General features: G+C 69.1%; 17 protein-coding genes. 11 read left to right on the top strand and 6 right to left on the bottom strand.

What is annotated here, in order from left to right; genetic code table 11:
- The first annotated feature begins 85 nt into the window (after positions 1 to 85).
- From bchI to bchO, 3 genes are read left to right on the top strand one after another with little or no spacing between them, the layout of a single operon-like run.
- Positions 86 to 1,186 (top strand): magnesium chelatase ATPase subunit I, encoded by a 1,101-nt coding sequence (gene bchI, locus ROR02_RS12490; protein WP_281291039.1) that lies wholly within the window; start codon positions 86 to 88, stop codon positions 1,184 to 1,186.
- Complete coding sequence (locus ROR02_RS12485) at positions 1,183 to 3,030, top strand: magnesium chelatase subunit D (RefSeq protein ID WP_246135532.1); 1,848 nt, start codon at positions 1,183 to 1,185, stop codon at positions 3,028 to 3,030. The genes bchI and ROR02_RS12485 overlap by 4 nt, the downstream gene beginning before the upstream one ends.
- Positions 3,030 to 3,926: an alpha/beta fold hydrolase BchO gene (gene bchO, locus ROR02_RS12480; RefSeq protein ID WP_147164361.1), complete on the top strand. Its 897-nt coding sequence runs from the start codon at positions 3,030 to 3,032 to the stop codon at positions 3,924 to 3,926. Before ROR02_RS12485 ends, bchO begins: the two co-directional genes overlap by 1 nt.
- Before the next feature lie 152 nt (positions 3,927 to 4,078).
- On the opposite strand, the gene ROR02_RS12475 is transcribed toward bchO, so the two are convergent.
- Together ROR02_RS12475 and ROR02_RS12470 are read right to left on the bottom strand one after the other, a co-directional pair.
- Positions 4,079 to 4,996, bottom strand: a complete 918-nt coding sequence (locus ROR02_RS12475) for a type 1 glutamine amidotransferase (RefSeq protein WP_147164360.1) — start codon at positions 4,994 to 4,996, stop codon at positions 4,079 to 4,081.
- 49 nt (positions 4,997 to 5,045) lie between these two features.
- The gene (locus ROR02_RS12470) at positions 5,046 to 5,393 is read right to left on the bottom strand and encodes a DUF1491 family protein (protein WP_147164359.1); all 348 of its coding nucleotides are present in this window, start codon (positions 5,391 to 5,393) and stop codon (positions 5,046 to 5,048) included.
- Between the two features lie 391 nt (positions 5,394 to 5,784).
- Between ROR02_RS12470 and ROR02_RS12465 the strand changes: the two genes are divergently transcribed.
- The 3 genes from ROR02_RS12465 to ROR02_RS12455 all read left to right on the top strand — a co-directional run bounded on the left by ROR02_RS12465 (position 5,785) and on the right by ROR02_RS12455 (position 10,301).
- A complete protein-coding gene (locus ROR02_RS12465; RefSeq protein WP_147164358.1) occupies positions 5,785 to 6,240 on the top strand; it encodes a response regulator in 456 nt (151 codons plus the stop codon).
- Positions 6,237 to 9,389 carry a PAS domain-containing sensor histidine kinase gene (locus ROR02_RS12460; protein WP_147164357.1) on the top strand — a complete coding sequence of 1,051 codons (3,153 nt, stop codon included), beginning with the start codon at positions 6,237 to 6,239 and terminating at the stop codon, positions 9,387 to 9,389. Before ROR02_RS12465 ends, ROR02_RS12460 begins: the two co-directional genes overlap by 4 nt.
- Positions 9,390 to 9,524: 135 nt before the next feature.
- Positions 9,525 to 10,301 (top strand): TerB family tellurite resistance protein, encoded by a 777-nt coding sequence (locus ROR02_RS12455; RefSeq protein WP_147164356.1) that lies wholly within the window; start codon positions 9,525 to 9,527, stop codon positions 10,299 to 10,301.
- An 86-nt stretch (positions 10,302 to 10,387) separates the two neighbouring features.
- Here the strand turns inward: ROR02_RS12455 and ROR02_RS12450 are convergent, their stop codons facing one another.
- Both ROR02_RS12450 and ROR02_RS12445 read right to left on the bottom strand, forming a co-directional pair.
- Positions 10,388 to 11,077, bottom strand: a complete 690-nt coding sequence (locus ROR02_RS12450; protein ID WP_147164355.1) for a UPF0149 family protein — start codon at positions 11,075 to 11,077, stop codon at positions 10,388 to 10,390.
- A 33-nt stretch (positions 11,078 to 11,110) separates the two neighbouring features.
- Entirely contained in the window at positions 11,111 to 11,542 is a 432-nt protein-coding gene (locus ROR02_RS12445) for an ArsR/SmtB family transcription factor (protein ID WP_147164354.1), read from the bottom strand.
- 160 nt (positions 11,543 to 11,702) lie between these two features.
- Here ROR02_RS12445 and ROR02_RS12440 point away from each other — a divergent pair, with 160 nt between their 5' ends.
- From ROR02_RS12440 to ROR02_RS12420, 5 genes are all read left to right on the top strand, one after another.
- Positions 11,703 to 12,632, top strand: a complete 930-nt coding sequence (locus ROR02_RS12440) for a histone deacetylase family protein (protein WP_147164353.1) — start codon at positions 11,703 to 11,705, stop codon at positions 12,630 to 12,632.
- 135 nt (positions 12,633 to 12,767) lie between these two features.
- Positions 12,768 to 13,076 carry an exodeoxyribonuclease VII small subunit gene (locus tag ROR02_RS12435; protein ID WP_147164352.1) on the top strand — a complete coding sequence of 103 codons (309 nt, stop codon included), beginning with the start codon at positions 12,768 to 12,770 and terminating at the stop codon, positions 13,074 to 13,076.
- Between the two features lie 121 nt (positions 13,077 to 13,197).
- Positions 13,198 to 14,076 (top strand): polyprenyl synthetase family protein, encoded by an 879-nt coding sequence (locus tag ROR02_RS12430; RefSeq protein ID WP_147164363.1) that lies wholly within the window; start codon positions 13,198 to 13,200, stop codon positions 14,074 to 14,076.
- 123 nt (positions 14,077 to 14,199) lie between these two features.
- On the top strand, positions 14,200 to 16,119 hold the full coding sequence (dxs, locus tag ROR02_RS12425) for a 1-deoxy-D-xylulose-5-phosphate synthase (RefSeq protein WP_170245103.1): 1,920 nt from the start codon (positions 14,200 to 14,202) through the stop codon (positions 16,117 to 16,119).
- On the top strand, positions 16,119 to 16,910 hold the full coding sequence (locus ROR02_RS12420; protein WP_147164350.1) for a TlyA family RNA methyltransferase: 792 nt from the start codon (positions 16,119 to 16,121) through the stop codon (positions 16,908 to 16,910). Before dxs ends, ROR02_RS12420 begins: the two co-directional genes overlap by 1 nt.
- Before the next feature lie 30 nt (positions 16,911 to 16,940).
- Here ROR02_RS12420 and ROR02_RS12415 read toward each other — a convergent pair whose 3' ends face one another.
- Positions 16,941 to 17,405, bottom strand: coding sequence for a CCDC90 family protein (locus ROR02_RS12415; protein ID WP_147164349.1), 465 nt, complete (start codon positions 17,403 to 17,405; stop codon positions 16,941 to 16,943).
- Positions 17,406 to 17,475: 70 nt separating this feature from the next.
- Positions 17,476 to 18,735: a tyrosine--tRNA ligase gene (tyrS, locus tag ROR02_RS12410; RefSeq protein ID WP_147164348.1), complete on the bottom strand. Its 1,260-nt coding sequence runs from the start codon at positions 18,733 to 18,735 to the stop codon at positions 17,476 to 17,478.
- Positions 18,736 to 18,845 lie beyond the last annotated feature (110 nt).

Here is an 18,845-nt window from a genome sequence, read left to right as displayed (position 1 = left end):
ACCTGGAACGGCTTGCGGGACGGGAGGGGGGGCGGCATACTCCGGCCCTCTTTCTTTCGGGATGACAGCAGGTCGAGGCGCCACAATGCTCATGGATAAGGACAGCACATCGTTGGCCGGGAACGCCGCCAAGGGCGAAGGCTCCGGACAGCGCAAGCGCGGTGCCGTCTTCCCCTTCTCCGCCATCGTTGGCCAGGACGAAATGACCCTGGCCCTTCTGATCGCCGCCGTTGATCCCGCCATTGGCGGCGTGATGGTGTTCGGCGATCGCGGTACCGGCAAGTCCACCGCCGTGCGTGGCCTGGCCGCCCTGCTGCCGCCCATGCCGGTGGTCAAGGGCTGCCCCTATGGCTGCGATCCGGCCGGCGACCTCAGCCGCTGCCCGGCCGGGTGCGAAACCCACAAGATCGAAGGCACCTTGGTTGAAGACAGCGTGCCCGTGCCCGTGGTCGATCTGCCGCTGGGCGCCACCGAGGACCGCGTGGTCGGCGCGCTGGATCTGGAACGCGCGCTGACGCGTGGCGAAAAGGCGTTCGAGCCCGGCCTTCTGGCCAGCGCCAACCGGGGCTTCCTGTACATCGACGAAGTGAACCTGCTTGAGGATCACCTGGTCGACCTGCTCTTGGACGTGGCCGCCTCGGGCGAAAACGTGGTCGAGCGCGAGGGTCTTAGCATTCGCCACCCGGCCCGCTTCGTGCTGATCGGCTCGGGCAACCCGGAAGAAGGCGAGCTGCGCCCGCAGCTCCTGGACCGCTTCGGCCTGTCGGTCGAGGTGCGCACGCCGACCGATCTCAAGGTCCGCGTCGAGGTGGTGCGCCGCCGCGATGCCTTCGAGCGCGATCCGGCCGGCTACGTCGCCCAGTGGCGCGCGGCCGACATGGCCATCCGCGACCGTCTGCTGGCCGCCAAGGCCCGCCTGGCCTCGGTCGTCGTTCCCGACGCCGAGCTGGAGCGCGCCGCGCGCTTGTGCATGGCGCTGGGCACCGACGGCCTGCGTGGCGAGCTGACCTTGATGCGCGCCGCCCGCGCCGTGGCCGCCCTGGATGGCGACGAGGAAGTGACCGTTGAGCACCTGCGCCGCGTCGCCCCCCCCGCCCTGCGCCACCGCCTGCGCCGTGATCCGCTCGACGAATCGGGCTCGACCACCCGCGTGCTGCGCGCCATGGAGGAAGTGCTGGGGTCATGATGACGGAAGCCGCCGACGACCCCCTGATGGACAGCGTCGTCTCGCCCTGGGACGAGGCCCTGGTGGCCGCGACGCTGTTTGCCGTCGATCCCCTGGGTATCGGCGGCATCCGGGTGCGGGCCCTGCCGGGGCCCGTGCGCGAGCGCTGGCAGCAGTTCATCACCGCCTTGCTGCCCCCCGACCGGCCGCCGCGCCGGGTGCCGATCGGCATTTCCGATGACCGGCTGCTGGGGGGGCTGGACCTGACCGCGACCTTGCAAAGCGGCCGCCCGGTGGCCCGGGCCGGCCTGCTGGCCGAGGCCGACGGCGGGGTGTTGCTGCTGCCCATGGCCGAGCGCGTGGAACTGGGGGTGGCGGCGCGTCTGGCCGCGACCTTGGACACCGGCGAGGTCATCGCCGAGCGCGAGGGGCTGACCTTGCGTTCGGCGGCACGGGTGGGGGTGATCGCCTTCGACGAAGCCGGCGACGACGACGAACGCATGGCGGAAGCCCTGCTGGACCGTCTGGCCATCCACCTCGACCTGACCCGCCTGGGGCACCGCGATGCCCCGGAAACCGAGGCCGACCGCGAGGCCGTGGCCAAGGCCCAGCAGCTTTTCCCCGCCGTGACCATTCCCGACGACGCGGTGGAAGCCGTGGTCGCCACGGCGATGGCGCTGGGCGTGTTCTCGCTGCGCGCGCCCTTGCAGGCCGTGCGCGTGGCCCGGGCCGCCGCCGCCCTGGATGGTCGCGTCACGGTGGACCAGGACGACGTGGTGATGGCGGTGCGCCTGGTGCTGGGGCCGCGCGCGACCCAGATGCCCGCGCCGCCGCCCGAGGACGATCAAGAGGAGCCGCCGCCCCCCGAGCCGCCGCCCGAGGGCGAGCCGCCCGAGCCGCCGCCCGAGAATCCCGAGCAGGAAGAACAGCCCTCGCTAGAGGAAATTCTTCTGGCCGCCGCCAAGGCCGCGGTGCCGCCGGGGCTGCTCGCGCGGTTGCAGGCCGGGGGCAGCCGCCGCCGTCCGGGCCGGGCCGGCAAGGCCGGGGCCAACGCGCCCACGGCGGGCCGGGGGCGTCCGATCGGGGTGCGGGGCGGGCCGTTGAAGCCCGGCGCGCGCTTGAACCTGATCGCCACCTTGCGCACCGCCGCGCCGTGGCAGCGGGTACGCCGTCAGGCGCTGGAAGCGGCCCTGGAGCCGGGCCGGGTGTTGCCGCCGGTGCTGGTGCGCCCCGAGGACTTCCGCTTCACGCGCTACCGCAAGCGCACGCCAACCACCACCGTGTTTGTTGTCGATGCCTCGGGCTCGGCGGCCATGCACCGGCTGGCCGAGGCCAAGGGCGCGGTGGAACTGCTGCTGGCCGACTGCTACGTGCGCCGCGACCAGGTGGCCCTGGTGGCCTTCCGGGGCAAGGGGGCCGAGCTTTTGCTGCCGCCCACGCGCTCGCTGGTGCGCGCCAAGCGTGGCTTGGCCGGGTTGCCGGGTGGCGGGGGCACGCCGCTGGCGGCGGGCATCGAACTGGCCGGGCAGATCGCCGAGGCGGTGGCGCACCGGGGCGAAACGCCGGTGCTGGTGTTCCTGACCGACGGCCGCGCCAACGTGTGCCGCAATGGCCTGGGCGGGCGCGTCCAGGCCCAGGAAGAAGCCCTGAAGGAAGCGCGGCAGGTGCGGGCCAACGGCTTCACCGCCTTGATGGTCGACATGGCGCCCCGTCCCGACGAAAAGGCGCGCCAGATTGCCCTGGAAATGGACGCGCGCTATCTGCCGCTGCCCTACGCCGACGCCAACGCGATTTCGGTCGCGGCGCGCGCGGTGGCCGGCGACTCGGGGGGCGGGCCCCCGCGTCGCGCCCAGGGCAAGGGCTGATGGCGTCGGGCCGGCGCCTGGACTGGCAGCGGGACGGCCTTGACTGGCCGAACCGCGACGCCAGTTCGTTCGTGTCGGCCGCCGGCCTGCGCTGGCATGTCCAGCAGGCCGGCCAGGGCCCCGTGTTGCTGCTGCTGCACGGCACGGGGGCCTCCACCCATTCCTGGCGGGCCCTGTTGAGGCCGTTGGCCCGGCATTTCCGGGTGGTGGCGCCCGATCTGCCCGGGCATGCCTTCACCGATCCGCTGCCCTTGCACCGCCTGAGCTTGCCCGGCATGGCCGGAGCCGTCACCGCCTTGCTGCGCCGGCTGGACGTGGCGCCCGCGTTCGTGGTCGGTCACTCGGCCGGGGCGGCGGTGGCCTTGCGCATGACCCTGGACGGCGGCATGGCCCCCCAGGGGATCATCAGCCTCAACGGGGCGCTCAAGCCCTATGGCGGCTCGGCGGGACGGGTGTTCTCGTCGATGGCCAAGGTCCTGTTCGCCAATCCGCTGGTCCCTTGGATGTTCGCCTGGAGTGCCGGCGACGGCGGCCGGGCCGAACAGGTGATCCGCAACACGGGCTCAAGCCTCGATCGCGAGGGGATGGCCCTTTATGCCCGCCTGTTCCAGTCCCCCAACCACGTGGGCGGCGCGCTGGGCATGATGGCGGGATGGGATCTGACCACCTTGAACCGCGACCTGCCGCGCTTGCGGGTGCCGTTGCTGCTGGTGGGGGCCGAGCGCGACCGCGCCGTGGCGCCCAGCCAGGCCGAACGGGTGACCACCCTGGTGCCCGGGGCGCGGTCGCTGATTCTTCCCAACCTGGGCCATCTGGCGCACGAGGAAAACCCTCAAGCCGTGTGCGATCTGATTTTGGCCGAGGCCCGGCGCGTGCACGTTCTGCCGCCCGCCTGACCGGGTTCCGCCGCCGGCCTGACCGGGGCCAGTCCCCTTTTTTCGACCTTTTTTCCCGTCCCCCTTGCTGAGCGGATCATCCCCGCCCGGGCCGGGCTCCGTTCGCCTCACGTGGAAGGGGACGGAGCCCGGATCCCTTTGCGTGGGGTTTTTCACACGCCCAGGTAGGGGGGCACGCCAACGTCGGGGGTGGCCTGGGCGCTGGAACGCGAGCGCGCGCGCAGGCGGGGCGTCACCGCGTGGATCAGCCAGTTGCGGATTTCCAGGCGGCGGGTCGCGGTGTTGAGGACATCGGCATCAATGCCGAACTGCCAGGCCAGATCCAGGCGGGTGGGCTCGGCGGCCAGGGCGCGCAGGGCACTGCCGTGGGCCAGGGCGGCGGCCTCGTCCTTGTAGAAGCCTTCGTCGATCAGGCGTTCGCGCAGGCGCTCCAGGGTGCGGGCGACCTCGGGCAGATCGAATTCGGGATGATACTGCACCCCCCAGAACACGCCGGCGCCGTGGCGGATCTCGGCGGCCTGGACCGCGCTGTGGCCGTTGGTGGCCAGGACCAGGGCGCCGCTGGGCAGGCGGTCCACCTCGTCCTCGTGCACGGCCAGGGCGTCCCAGGCGGTGGCACGGCCGGCCAGCAGGGGATGGCGGATGCCGGCATCGGTGACGGTGATCTTGCGCGCGATGCCGACCTCGCGGCCGCGCGGGTTGCGGCGCACCGAGCCGCCGGCGGCGGCGGCGGCGACCTGCAGGCCCCAGCAACTGCCGAGGAAGGGCACGCCGGCTTCGAACACGGCGCGGGCAAGGGCGATCTGGGCTTCGACCGCCGGGCCGCCGACCGGGATGTTGAGGGCCGAGCCGCCCAGGACAACGCCATCGGTGTCGGCCAGGGTCAGGCCATCGGGCAAGGTGGTTTCGCCGTCGGCGGGACGCACGATGACGAAGGCGCTGCCCGGCCACTCTTCTTGCAGCACCTGCCCGTACTGTTCGGCGAAGGGCTCGGCCCCGGTTTGGGCCATGCGCTCGATCGTGGCCTGGGTGTTGCCTTCGATAACCAGGAACAGGGGACGGTGGGTCACGGCGCGGGAACCTTTCCAGGCAAGGGGGCGGCCTATCCGAGGGCCGGCGTCAAAGGACCGGGGCGTCGACCGGGGGCGTCAAGGCGGGGTCCTCCACCTCGACCACCCATAAATCAGGATCGGTGCGACGCTGGCGGTCCAAATACGCGTCCGCGACGGTTTCGTCTACGGGTTCGGGGCCCGTGGCGCGCAGCCAGGCGGCCTGACCCTGGCCATCGCGCACCGGAGCAAGCACCACGCAGCCCCGGGCCAGCCCGTTCAGCTTGATGAACACGGTGCCGGCGTCGGGGTCGCCCCGCACCACCTGGAAGGCGGGCGTGCCGTGGGCGTGGCAGCGGCGCAGCAAGGCGGCGACGACCAGGCGGGCGGTGGGACGGGGGGGGGAAGGGGACTCCATGACGGCTCCGGGCAACGCGGTGGGGGAGGGCCGGGAAGGCCAAGCCCTGACCTTTCTCTATGGCACGGCGGACCGTGGTCGGGGGAGTCCCTTGTTTCATCGCAACGAGTGGGGTAGGTATGCCGGGTCCTGGGGAGAGACCCCGGGGGATCAACGTGGCGTTATCCAGGGATCGTTTTCCGGGGAATGCCGTCGGGTTCGCGGGACGCCGCGACGCTTTTGAGTCCGGGCGTGATCAGGGGGGGCATTCGAACCGACCTCGGGGCGGGGGGGCCGTCGAAGGAGGCGTGTCGGTCGGTGGAGAGGGCCTGAAGCCCTGGTCCAGGAAACAGTCCGAGGACCTCCGGGGCGGGGAGGTCGGGGTCAACCTCGAAGAGGGGGAGCGGCAGGCATGACGACGCTCAACGGATCCGCCTTGAAGGTCCTTGTGGTGGACGATAACGCGGAAATGCGTCTGTTGATGCGTTCGCTTCTGGAATCGGCCGCGGTGGCGGAAATCCGCGAAGCCGGCAGTGTTGACTCCGCGTGGGAAGCACTGGCCGGGTGGCGGCCCGACATTGCCCTGGTCGATTACCAGATGCCCGGGACCGAAGGCGGCCGCCTGATTGAATGGATCCGCGCCGCCCCCGATCCCACCTTGGCCCGCCTGCCGGTCATCATGATCACCGGCCACTCGGCGAGCGAGACCCTGGCCCGGGCGACCGCCAGCGGGGCCAATGATTTCATCGTCAAGCCGTTCAACGCCCGGGTCTTGCTTTCGCGCATCGAGCGCTGCTTGCGCGATCCCCGCACGATCGCCGACATGGTGTCGGAGCGCCATCGGGGGTCCGCGCCGGAGGGGGCGTGAAGACCGCCGCCCCTGCTTCCCCGGGGCCCGCGCGCGACCTTGGCCCCGAGGGATGGGTGAGCCGGCTGGCGCGACGCATCCGCCGCACCCAGGGCGCGCCCGTGCTCCTGACCGTGACCGTGGGCGTGCTGTTCGCCATGGGGTGGAGCGTGGTCGAGAACCGGCGCGCGGTCTTGAACCAGGCGGCCGAGCGCCTGAACCTGGAAACCCAGGCCCAGGCCGTTCATCTGGAAACGCTTCTGTCGACCGGCCTGGGGCGCCTGGGCGCGGGCCTCGCCGCCGAGGTGGCCCGGATCCGTCGAACCGGCCCCGCGCCACCGCTGGATCAGGCGCTGGACATGGCCTTGCTGCACGCGCCGGGCGTGACCGGGGTCACCGTGCGCGACGGTTCCAGCACCGTGATCGTGGACTGGCGTCGCGCGTTTCCCGTCCCCGGCACGGCCCCCGTTGCCCTGCCTCCCCTTGCCTGGGAACCGGGCCCCGGCAAGGGGGAGCTGATTTCCGATATTCCATCCGGAGGGCATTCCACCACCCTTTCCCTGGTGGTGGACGCGAAGCGGGTCCTGGGAACCGTGGTCGGGGAGACGCGTCCGCCGACGAGTTGCGTGGGCCTGTACGCGGGCGTGCACGAGGTTGTTCACCTGGGGTTCTGCCCCGCCCAAATTCTGACGGCCTGGAGCGGGCGGGCGGGGGCCTCGGGTGGGGTCTGGATGGATCAGAACTGGATCTTCGCCGTGTATCCGGTGGGCGGAACCGGTCTTGTCCTGGCGGCCGGGATCCCCGAGGAGCCGCTTCTGGCTCACTGGCGGCGCGATTCGACCCTGGTGGGCGTGCTGGGGGTCATCCTGGCGGCTGGCATGGGAATTACCTTGCTGACCATGCTTTCGCAGACCGCGCGGGTCCTGGCCTCGGAGGACGCGTTGCGCCAGCGCGAACGCCAGTTGTCCCACGCGCTGCAAGGATCGGGGGTCGGGTTTTGGGAATGGCGGCCCGATCCGGCGCCGGGGCTGTTGCTCCTGTATGAAGGGGCGATCGCGGGCGAGCATCTGGCGTGGAGCAATTTTCTTGAACGGGTCTGGCCCCAGGACCGCATCCGGGTGCGCCGGGCCTTCGAAAGCCATCTGGACGCCCCGCAGGCTCCCCTGGACGTGCGCTTTCGCCTGGATCTTGGAGACGCGCGGCCCATCTGGGTGCGCCTGCAAGGCCGGGCGGTGGAAACGGAAGGGGGACGCCGCCCCCTGCGCCTGACCGGGCTGTGGTCCGACATTTCCGAGCAGACGGCCGCCGATCTGGAACGCCGGCGCCTGGCGGTGGCGATGGAAAGCAGTCCGCTCGCGGTGCTGACCAGCGACCCGCGCGGCCTGGTCGAGGTCGCGAGCCGGAAAATCGAGGCCATGACCGGGCTGGCTCCGGAACTGCTGGCCGGGCGGCCCCTGGTTGATCTGTGGGACGACGAAACCCCTGCTTCGACCCGCGCCGCCCTGGCCAGTGCCCTGGACAAGGGGCAGCCCTGGCAGGGGGAGATGGTCTCGCGCCATCCGGGCTCCGATCGCATGATCTGGCAGCGGGTTTCCCTGTCGCCCATTCGCGACACGGAAGGCGGCCTCACCGGGTTCGTGTCGGTGCACGAGGATGTGACCGAGCATCACGTGCTGCAAGAGCGGCTGGAGCTTCAGATCTCGACCGTCAACGCGGTGCTGGACGCGGCGCCCAGTGGCATCCTGGTGGCGGATACCGAGGGGCGGCCGCGCCTGATCAACCAGCGTCTGCGCTGGACCTGGGGGTTGCATCCGTCGCAGATCCAGACCGATCAGCCCTGGGCCCTGTTCTCGACCCTGGCGGCGCAGGTGGTCGATCCGCCCGATTTCCTGGAAACGGTGCGTGCCTTGAGCGCGAGCCCCGGAGAAAGCGAAGTCGGCTGCGATCTGCGCCTGGGGGACGGGCGCGTCATCGAACGCCATTCGATGGCGATTTTCGGCGACGACGGGGTGAGCTGGGGACGGGTGTGGTTCTTTACCGACGTCACCGAGCACAAGCGGGTCGAGCGGGCCCTGTCCGACCAGCTGGAGTTCCAGCATACCCTGGTCAACACCCTGCCCAACCCGGTTTTCTACACCGACCGCGCGGGCCGGGTGCTGGGGTGCAACCGGGCCTTCGCCGATTTCCTGGGCCTGACCCCCGAAGCGGTCTTTGGACTGACCTTGGAGGATCTGTTTGACCGCCCCTGCGCCGAGGATCTTGGCGCGCAGGATAGCGCGCTGATGGCGCAAGGGGGCTTGCGCTTTTTCGAGATCACCTTGACCGACGTGCACAAGATCGCGCGCTCGCTGGCGGTGGCCAAGGCGGCGTTCACCGATGCCCAGGGCCAGGTGAACGGCGTGGTTGGCGTGCTCACCGATATCACCGACCTCAAGCGCGTGGCCGAGGAGCTGCGCCGGTCGAACCAGGAACTGGAGCAGTTCGCCTACGTGGCTTCCCACGACCTGCAAGAGCCGCTGCGCATGGTGTCCAGCTACCTGGGCCTGCTCAAGCGCCGGTATGGCGATTGCCTGGGCGCGGACGCCGACGAATTCATTGGCTTCGCCATCAATGGCGCCCACCGGATGCAGGCCCTGATCCACGACCTGCTGCAGTTTTCGCGCATCGATACCCGGGGCAATCCGCTGGCGCCGGTGGCCTCGGCCGAGTGCGTGCGCCTGGCCACCGAAAACCTGCGCATTGCCATCGACGAGGCCGACGCGGTGATTGAAACCGGGCCGCTGCCCCGGGTGCTGGCCGATGGCGCCCAGTTGACCAGCCTGTTCCAGAACCTGATCGGCAACGCCATCAAGTATCGCTCCTCCGAGCGGCGGCCGCACGTGCGGGTGGGCGCCGAGCAGAAGGGCGAGAACTGGGAATTCCACGTGACCGACAACGGCATTGGCATCGACCCCCGGTTCGCCGAAAAGGTTTTCATGATTTTCCAGCGCCTGCAAACCCGCGAGCGCTACGAGGGAACCGGGATCGGTCTGGCGCTGGCCAAGAAGATCGTCGAGCGCCACGGCGGGCGCATCTGGCTGGAAGGCGCGGAAGGGGTCGGCACCACCTTTCGCTTCACCTTGCCCGTGATCGTGGGGGATGAGGGAGAGGGCGTTCCCGGTCGTGGATAGGCTCCCGGGGGGCCGGGCCGGAACCTTTCACACCCCGGGAAGACCCTTATGGGCGAAAGACACCTTGCCTTTGCTCGCCCGTCGCGTATTCTCGAAGCAATCCAAGGCGCGACTCCGGGGGGATATACACCGGAAATGAGCATTTTTGGTAAAATTGTCGGGGGAGTCGGCGGGTTTTTCGTCGGGGGGCCCCTGGGAGCGGTACTGGGGGCTGCGGCCGGCCATGCCTACGACCGCATGCGCGCGGAAGGCCAGGAAACCTACGGGCCCGACGAAGGCGTGAAAAGCGGATCAGCCTTTGAACGCGCCAACGACGCCGCCCGCCAGATGGCGTTCAGCGTCGCGGTCATCGCGCTGTCGGCCAAGATGGCCAAGGCCGACGGGGTGGTGAACCAGGAGGAAATCGACGCTTTCAAACGCGTCTTTCGCATCCCCTCCCAGGAAATGGGCGCGGTCGGCCTTCTGTTCGATCACGCCCGGCGCAGTCCCGACGGCTACGAGGTCTATGCCCGCCAGATCGCGCGCATGTTCGCGGACAGCCCCCAGGTTCTGGAAGAACTCCTGGGCGCCTTGTTCGTGATCGCCCAGGCCGATGGCCGCCTGCATCCCAGCGAGCTGGCCTTCCTGCGCCGGGTGGCCGATCTGTTTGGCCTGCCCGCGCGCGACTTTGAACGCATCCGCGCGACCCACGGCACCGGACAGAGCAATCCCTACGAGGTGCTGGGGGTGACCCCGGACATGGACGCCGCCGCCATCCAGGCCGCCTACCGCACGCTGGCGCGCGAAAATCATCCGGACCGCCTGATCGCCCAGGGCATGCCCCCCGATTTCATTGATCTTGCCACCCGCAAGATGGCCACCATCAACGCGGCCTATGAAACCCTGTCGCGTCGCCCGTCCTCGGGCGCGTAAAGGGACGCCCGTCCTCGGGCGCGTGAGAGCCTGGGTCTCCCCCGGTGGCCCTTGGTCGCGCGCCGGTCCCGGACGGGGAGGGGGCCTCAGGAGGAGGCGGCGGCGGCGCCGCAGCAGCGTTTGTACTTCTTGCCCGATCCGCACGGGCACGGGGCGTTGCGGGCCACCGGAGGCGGAGTGAACGCCTCGGGGGCGGGGCCGGCCTGGCGGCGCGAGCGCCAGTAGTCCTGGATCGCGGCCGTGCAGGGGCCGATCAGGGTCGCGGCCGTCGTTTCCAGGAATTCGTCGGTTTCCCCATCCTCGACCAGCAGGTGACGGCCCTGCTCATCGGTGCACAGGGACAAAATGGGGGCCAGGAGCAAGCCCGCGTCCTCGTCGGCGATCAGGGGGGCCCAGGCCTCGGGGCGCAAGCTCATGCCATCAAGAAAACCTTCCGCCCAGTCATCGGCGACCAGGGCGCCGTCGTCGCCATGGGCGAGAACCGGCATGTAGCGATCGGGATCGTCCTCCAGGCCGAGCAAGATGGCATTGACCCGGGCCAGCAGGGCCTCGACAAAGCGTCCGGCGGCGGCCGGGGTCGAGAAATGGGGGCCGGCGCCGTCCCACAGCAAAGGCAGCCATTCGGCCGGAGGCACCCGCTCGGGCCCCACCGCCAGGGCGGTGAGAAAGCCATCCAACTCGGACAGGCTCATGACCGGTCCGCCCCCGGCACGCAAGGCCTCGTCGAGGGCGGTCAGGACCGGATCGTCGTGCAAATCGCTGTGCGCCGGGCTCATGGCCGTCTTCCTTATGACTATCAGGGGGCGTTGTCAGGACGGGGGCGCGCTGGCGGGCAGGTCCCGGTCGCCCTCGTTCCGGGAGGGGACGCTTCTGGGGTCCACCAGGGGCGGGCGGCTTTCGTCCCCGCAATACAGCGCGTGCAACGCTTGCAGCACCGCCCGCGCCTCGGGGCCGCGCAACGAATAATGGATGGTCTGCGCCTCGCGCCGGGTCTGCACCAGGTTGTCCCGGCGCAACCGGGCCAGATGCTGCGAAAGCGCCGACTGCGACAGGCCCACCACCTGTTCCAGCTTGCCCACGCACATTTCGCCGCGCAAAAGCTGGCACAAAATCAACAACCTGTGCTCGTTGCTCATGGCCTTGAGCAACGCGCTGCCCTGGCGGGCGTTGCGGCGGAAGTGGTCAATGTCGGGATCGGAAAGCCGATCCTGCGCGACGGGGGCGTGGGGCGCGTGGTCCATGGGGTCCTTCCCGACCGTGAACGGGTACTCTAGGAGAGCGGATTGAACAGGGCAAGAGGGGGGAATCGCTCCTCTTGCGCTTTATCAGCAAAACCTGAAATAAGGAACTGGGGGCTGCCCCATACAAGATCAAAAAATGACGTTTCGGGAGGTTCGTCCCATGACCACGCTGCTTGTTTCTCATCACGCGTGCATCGATCACGACCCAGGGGCCTTCCACCCCGAAAGCCCGCAACGATTGCGGGCCATCCAGCGGATTCTGGAAGGCGAGGATTTCATGCTGCTTGATCGCGTGGAAGCGCCGCATGTGACCCGCGATCAACTGGCCCGCGTGCATCCCCTGTCCCATATCGAATCCATCCTGGACAACGTTCCGCGCGAGGGCGTTCACCACGTTGACCAGGACACCATCTTGTCCCCCGACTCCGGGGAAGCCGCCTTGCGCGCCGCCGGGGGCGTCATCCTGGCCGTGGACGAGGTGATGAGCGGGGTCTCGCGCAACGCCTTTGTCGCCGTGCGCCCCCCCGGACACCATGCCGAGCTGCACACGGCCATGGGCTTTTGCCTGTTCAACAACGTGGCCATCGGCGCCTATCACGCGCGCAGCCGCTGGGGGGTGGAGCGGGTGGCGGTGGTGGACTGGGACGTTCACCATGGCAACGGCACCCAGCACATTTTTTGGGATGACCCCAATTTGTTCTTTGCCTCGACCCACGAGGCGGACGCCTTTCCCTATACCGGCAAGGTCGAGGAAACCGGTTGTCGCGATAACATCGTCAACTGCCCGCTGCCCACCCGATCGGGGGGGGACGTCTTTCGCGAGGCCTTTGGCGAACGGGTGATTCCCGCCCTGGAAGCCTTCCGTCCCGACCTGATCTTGATCTCGGCCGGGTTCGACGCCCATGCCATGGATCCGATGGCCGACCTGAATCTGAAGGTCGCCGATTTCACCTGGGCCACCATGCAGGTCATGGATGTTGCAGAGAAAATTTGCAATAGCAGGGTGATTTCCGTCCTGGAGGGAGGGTACGAACTGACTGCCCTCGCTTCTTGCGTGTCGGCGCACGTGCGCACCTTGATGGACCATTAGGCCCCGAGGCCATCCAGGGGGGAGAACCAAAAGGCGGAATCGGGGCGAAATCGTTTCGCCCCGATCAGCCGGACGGTTGCCGGGGCCGGGAGCGGACGCTACAATCCGCGCCTTTCCAACCACCCATGGAACCCGATGTCCGATTCCGCCTCCTCGTCCGGCCCCTCCCAGGCCCCGGCCACCGACCGGGCGTCGGAAAAGGGGGATGCCGCCTCCGCCCTTGCCACCTTGACCTTCGAGCAGGCCCTGGCCGAGCTTGAAACCATCGTGCGCGAGTTGGAACAGGGCAGCGTCGATCTGGACAAGGCCGTGAGTGCCTACGAGCGTGGCGTTGCCTTGCGCCGCGCCTGTGAAACCCGCCTGGCCGAAGCGCGCATGACCGTCGAGCGCATCGCCGCCGAACCCGAGGGTTCCCCGACCACCCGCCCCTTCGACACGCCTTGACGTTCCCGGGTCCCCGCGCGCCGCGCGCGAGGACCCGGGAACGCCTGCCGAAGCGGCCTCCCTCTCCAGCATCTGAGCAAAACCAAGGGATGTGCAAACCGTGAGCCGCTTGAAGGATACCATGGCCGCCGAGGCCCAGGCCGTGAACGACCACCTGGACAGCCTGATGCCCACCAGCGGCGACCCCGAGGACCGGGTGGTCGAGGCCATGCGCTACGCCAGCCTGGACGGCGGCAAGCGGCTGCGTCCCTTCCTGGTTCTTCAGTCGGCCGGTTTGTTTTCGGTGGCCCGCACGTGCGCGCTGAACGTGGCCGCCGCCATCGAGATGGTGCATTGCTATTCGCTGGTCCACGACGACCTGCCGGCCATGGATAACGACGACCTGCGCCGGGGCCGCCCCACCACCCACCGCGCCTATGACGAAGCGACCGCCATTCTGGCCGGCGACGCCTTGCTGACCAAGGCCTTCGAGGTCCTGGCCCTGGGTGGCACGCACGCCGATCCGGCCGTGCGCAGCGACCTGGTGCTGGAACTCGCCCTGGCCTCGGGCGGGCGCGGCATGGTGGGCGGCCAGATGATCGACCTCATGGCCGAACGCGGCTTGCTCGACGGCGTGCAGGACGTGGCGGCCATCACCCGCATGCACACCATGAAGACCGGGCGCCTGATCAGCTTTTCCACCATCGCCGGCGCCATCCTGGGCAAGGCGCCCCGGCCCTTGCGCCACGCCCTGGCCGCCTACGCCCATGACCTCGGCCTCGCCTTCCAGATCGCCGACGATCTCCTGGACGTGGAAGGATCCACGGCCACCCTGGGCAAGACGGCGGGCAAGGATCAGGCCGCCGGCAAATCCACCTTCGTTTCCCTCCTGGGCCTGGACCGGGCCCGCGAGCAGGCCCGCGCCTTGTCCGAGCAGGCCGTCGGTCACCTGGATGTGTTCGACGAAAAGGCGGATCTCCTGCGCGAGGTCGCCCGTTTCGTCGTGGAACGCGAAAACTAAGGGGCTCCGGGGGCCCGACCCTTGCCACCACGGGGCCCCTGACTTGTCGAAAATGACACCGCCGTTGCCGATCATGCTTTTCCTTTTTCCCTCTCTCCTCTTCCAGGAGGCCACGTCGTGACCATGAAACCCGAGACGCCGTTGCTCGATACCGTGCATGACCCGGCGGACCTGCGGCGGTTCAGCACGGCTCAACTGGAGCAGCTGGCCCACGAGGTCCGCGCCGAAATGATTGATATCGTTTCGCACACCGGGGGGCACCTCAGCGCCGGGTTGGGCGTCGTGGAACTAACCGTGGCCTTGCACCACGTCTTCAACACACCCGACGATCGGTTGATCTGGGACGTGGGCCATCAAAGCTACCCGCACAAGATCCTGACCGGGCGGCGCGAACGCATGCGTTCCTTGCGTCAGGGCGGTGGGATCTCGGGCTTTACCTTGCGCGGCGAAAGCCCCTACGACCCGTTCGGGGCCGGCCATTCCTCGACCTCGATTTCGGCCGGCCTGGGCATGGCCGCCGCGGCCGAGCTGGTGGGCGACGACCGGGCGGTGATCGCCGTCATCGGCGATGGCTCGATGAGCGCCGGCATGGCCTTCGAGGCCATGAACAACGCCGGGGCCATGCGCTCGCGGCTGATCGTGGTGCTCAACGACAATGACATGTCGATCGCGCCGCCGGTCGGCGCCATGAGCGCCTACCTGTCGCGCCTGCTCAGCTCGAAAAGCTGGCTGTCGATCCGTGACCTGGCCAAGGAAGTCGCCTCGCACCTGCCGCCCCCCCTGGAGCGCACCGCGCGCCGGGCCGAGGAATACGCCCGCTCCTTCGTGACCGGCGGCGGCACCTTGTTCGAGGAACTGGGGTTCTATTACGTTGGTCCCATCGACGGCCACCGCATGGACCACCTGGTGCCGGTCATGCGCAACGTTCGCGACGGCCGGCGCGATGGCCCGGTGCTGATCCATGTCGTGACCCGCAAGGGCAAGGGCTACGCCCCGGCCGAGGCGGCGCCCGACAAGTACCACGGCGTTTCGCGGTTCAACGTGGTGACGGGGGTCCAGGACAAGGGCAAGTCCCAGGCTCCGGCCTATACCTCGGTGTTTGGCAAGGCCCTGCTGGCCGAGGCAACCCGCGATCCCCGCATTTGCGCCATTACCGCCGCCATGCCCTCGGGCACCGGCCTGGACCGTTTCGCCACCACCTTCCCCGATCGCTATTTCGACGTGGGCATCGCCGAACAGCACGCCGTGACCTTTGCCGCCGGGCTGGCGAGCGAGGGCCTGCGCCCGTTCGTGGCCATGTACTCCACCTTCCTGCAGCGCGCCTTCGACCAGGTGGTCCATGACGTGGCCTTGCAGAACCTGCCCGTGCGCCTCGCCATCGACCGGGCCGGCTTCGTGGGCGCCGACGGCGCCACCCATGGCGGCGTGTTCGATCTGGCCTTCCTGGGCTGCATTCCCAACATGGTCATCGGCTGCCCCGCCGACGAGGCGGAACTGGTGCGCATGGTCGCCACCGCCGCCGTTTACGACCAGGGACCGCTGGCCCTCCGCTATCCGCGCGGCGAAGGCGTGGGTGTCGAGATCCCCGAGGTGCCCGAGCCCCTGCCCATCGGCAAGGGCCGCGTGGTGCGCGAGGGCAAGAGCGTGGCCCTGCTGGCCCTGGGCACCCGCCTGGCCGACTGCCTCGCGGCCGCCGATCTGCTGGCGGCGCGCGGCCTGTCGGCCACCGTGGCCGATGCCCGCTTCGCCAAGCCCTTCGACGAAGAGCTGATCGAGCGTCTGGCCCGTTCCCACGAGGTGCTGGTGATCGTCGAGGAAGGCTCGGTGGGCGGCTTTGGCTCGATCGTGCTGACCTGGATGGCCAACCGGGGCTTGATGGATGGCGGCTTGAAAACCCGCCTTCTGTGCATCCCCGATCGCTTCTTCGAGCACGACAAGGCCGAGCGCCAGTGCGCGCTGGCGGGCATCGACACCCAGGCCATCATCGACGCGGTGCTGGGCTGCCTCAACCTCACCGACCAGACCGGGGAAGCCCAGGCCTGATGACCACGCGCGTGCGTCTGGACCAGGCCCTGGTCGAACGGGGCCTGGTGGAAAGCCGCTCCCGGGCCCAGGCCCTGATCCTGGCCGGCCTCGTCTATTCGGGCGAGCGCCGCCTGGACAAGGCCGGGGTGGCGATCGCGCCCGATCAGCCCTTGAGCGTGCGCGGCCAGGATCACCCCTGGGTCTCGCGCGGGGGCCTGAAACTGGCGGCGGGACTGGAGCGCTTTGGCCTGGACGTGACCGGCCGGGTCGCGGTGGACGTGGGCGCTTCCACCGGCGGCTTCACCGATGTGCTGCTGACCCACGGGGCGCGGCGGGTGTATGCCGTGGATGTCGGCTATGGCCAGTTGGCCTATAAGCTGCGCGAGGACCCGCGCGTGGTGGTGCTGGAGCGCACCAACGCCCGCGCCCTGACGGGGAGCGAAATCCCCGATCCGGTCGAGGTGGTGGTGTGCGACGCGAGCTTCATCGGGCTGCGCACCGTGCTGCCGGCCGCGCTGGCGCTCGCGGTTCCGGGGGCGGTGCTGGTCGCCCTGATCAAGCCTCAGTTCGAGGTCGGCCGGGGCCGGGTGGGCAAGGGGGGCGTGGTGCGCGATCCCGCCTTGCATGCCGAAGTGTGCGAGACCATCCAGGACTGGCTGGCGGGCCTGCCCGGGTGGACGGTGCTGGGGGTGACGCCAAGCCCGATCACCGGCCCCGAAGGCAACATCGAATTCCTGATCGGGGCTCGCTATCAGCCCGACTCGCCACACGCACCCGGCCTTGCCGTGGACCCGCCTTCGGGGGCGTGATCGCCAGGGGTGGCCTTCCCGTGGTCGCGGTCAGGGAAAGAACAGCTTCACGAAAATCGCCGTCTGCAAGGTCAGAAGCGCGCCCAGGATCCAGCGCACGACGATGGTTTCCGTTTTCAGCGGCGCGATTTCGGCCCGGAGCGCGCTGTTTCCCGCGCTGATTTCCGCGCGCAGGGCGTTGTCGCCCTCGGCTATTTCCGCCTTCAGCTCGCTGACGGCGCGGGTGATTTCGCCCCGGAGCGTGTTTTCGGTCTCCAGAAGGGCGGTGCGCAGGGCGTTGTCGCCCTCGGTGATGGCGGCGCGCAGGGAACTGTCGGTTTCGGCGATTTCCGCCTTCAGCTCGCCGACGGCGCGGGCGATGTCGGCCTTCAGCTCGCTTTTCACCGCGTTGAGGTCGGCGACCGTGGCCGCCTGATCCTCCATGAACGCGGCCAGGGCTTCCACCTGGGCGCGGGTGAAGCCGGCTTCCTCAAGACGAAAGGCGTGCACGGTCATGGGGGGAGCCTTTTCAAAATCCGACCCCCCCCATGATGGGGATTCTCCGCGTCCCGGGCAAGGGCGCGGATCAGGCGCCTTTTTCCACGCGCACCAGGGCGTGACGCTTCTTGCCCGCGCTCAGCTTGATGACGCCGTCGCGCAGGTCATCGGGGCCCAGGACGCGCCCGGCCTCGCTCACCGCTTCGTCGTTCACGCGCAAGCCCCCCTCGGCGATCAGGCGCTTGACCTCCTTGCCGCTGGTGGCAAGGCCGGTCTGGCGCATCACCTCGGCCAGGGCCAGCCCGGCCGCGAGCGTGGCAGGGGCCACGCTCAGGGTCGGCAGGTCGTCGCCGGCGCCCCCTTGCTCGAACACCTGACGGGCGGTTTCGGCCGCCGCCAGGGCCGCCTCCTCGCCATGGGCCAGCGCGGTCGCGTGGTGGGCCAGGATCTTCTTGGCTTCGTTGATCTCGGCGCCGCCGAGGGCTTCGAGGCGGGCGATTTCGTCGAGCGGCAGTTCGGTGAACAGGCGCATGAAGCGCCCGACGTCCGCATCCTCGGTGTTGCGCCAGAACTGCCAGTAGTCATAGGGGGCGAGACGGGCGGCGTTGAGCCATACGGCGCCTTGCGCCGTCTTGCCCATCTTGGCGCCCGAGGCGGTGGTGATCAGCGGGCTGGTCAGGCCAAACAGCTCGGTCCCGGCCAGACGCCGGCCCAGGTCGGTGCCGCTGACAATATTGCCCCACTGGTCGGAGCCGCCCATCTGCAGCCGCACGCCCACGCGCTTGGACAGCTCCACGAAGTCGTAGGCCTGAAGAATCATGTAGTTGAATTCCAGGAACGACAGGGGCTGTTCGCGGTCCAGGCGCAGGCGCACCGACTCCATGCTCAGCATGCGGTTGACGGAAAAATGGCGCCCGACATCGCGCAGGAAGGGGATGTAGGCCAGGTCGTCCAGCCAGTCGGCATTATTGACCATCACGGCGCCGGTGCCACTGTCACCGAAGGTCAGGAAACGGTCGAACACCTGACGGATGCCCGCCATGTTCTCCCCGATCTGCTCGTCGGTGAGCAGGGGACGGGCCTCGTCGCGAAACGAGGGGTCGCCAATGCGCGTGGTGCCGCCGCCCATCAGGACCACCGGCCGGTGCCCGGTTTTTTGCAACCAGCGCAACAGCATGATCTGGAGCAGGCTGCCCACGTGCAGGCTGTTGGCCGTGCAATCAAACCCGATATACGCGCGAACCGACTCCTTGGCCATCAGGGCGTCCAGGGCCGCGAGGTCGGTGACCTGATGGACGAAACCACGCTGGTGCACAATCGCGAGAAAGTCGGAAGCAAGGGCGGTCATGGAACAGGATCCGTTTTTGCAGGGTCGGCGAGGGCAAGGAAAGGCTTGCGGGCAAGGGGTTCCTTTAGCACAGTGCCCCTCCGGCGACAATTGGATCCCAGGGCATGTGT

This window comes from Pararhodospirillum oryzae, from assembly GCF_007992075.1.
GTDB classification, from domain to species: domain Bacteria; phylum Pseudomonadota; class Alphaproteobacteria; order Rhodospirillales; family Rhodospirillaceae; genus Pararhodospirillum; species Pararhodospirillum oryzae.
This window is presented reverse-complemented; position numbering and strand designations above follow the sequence as displayed.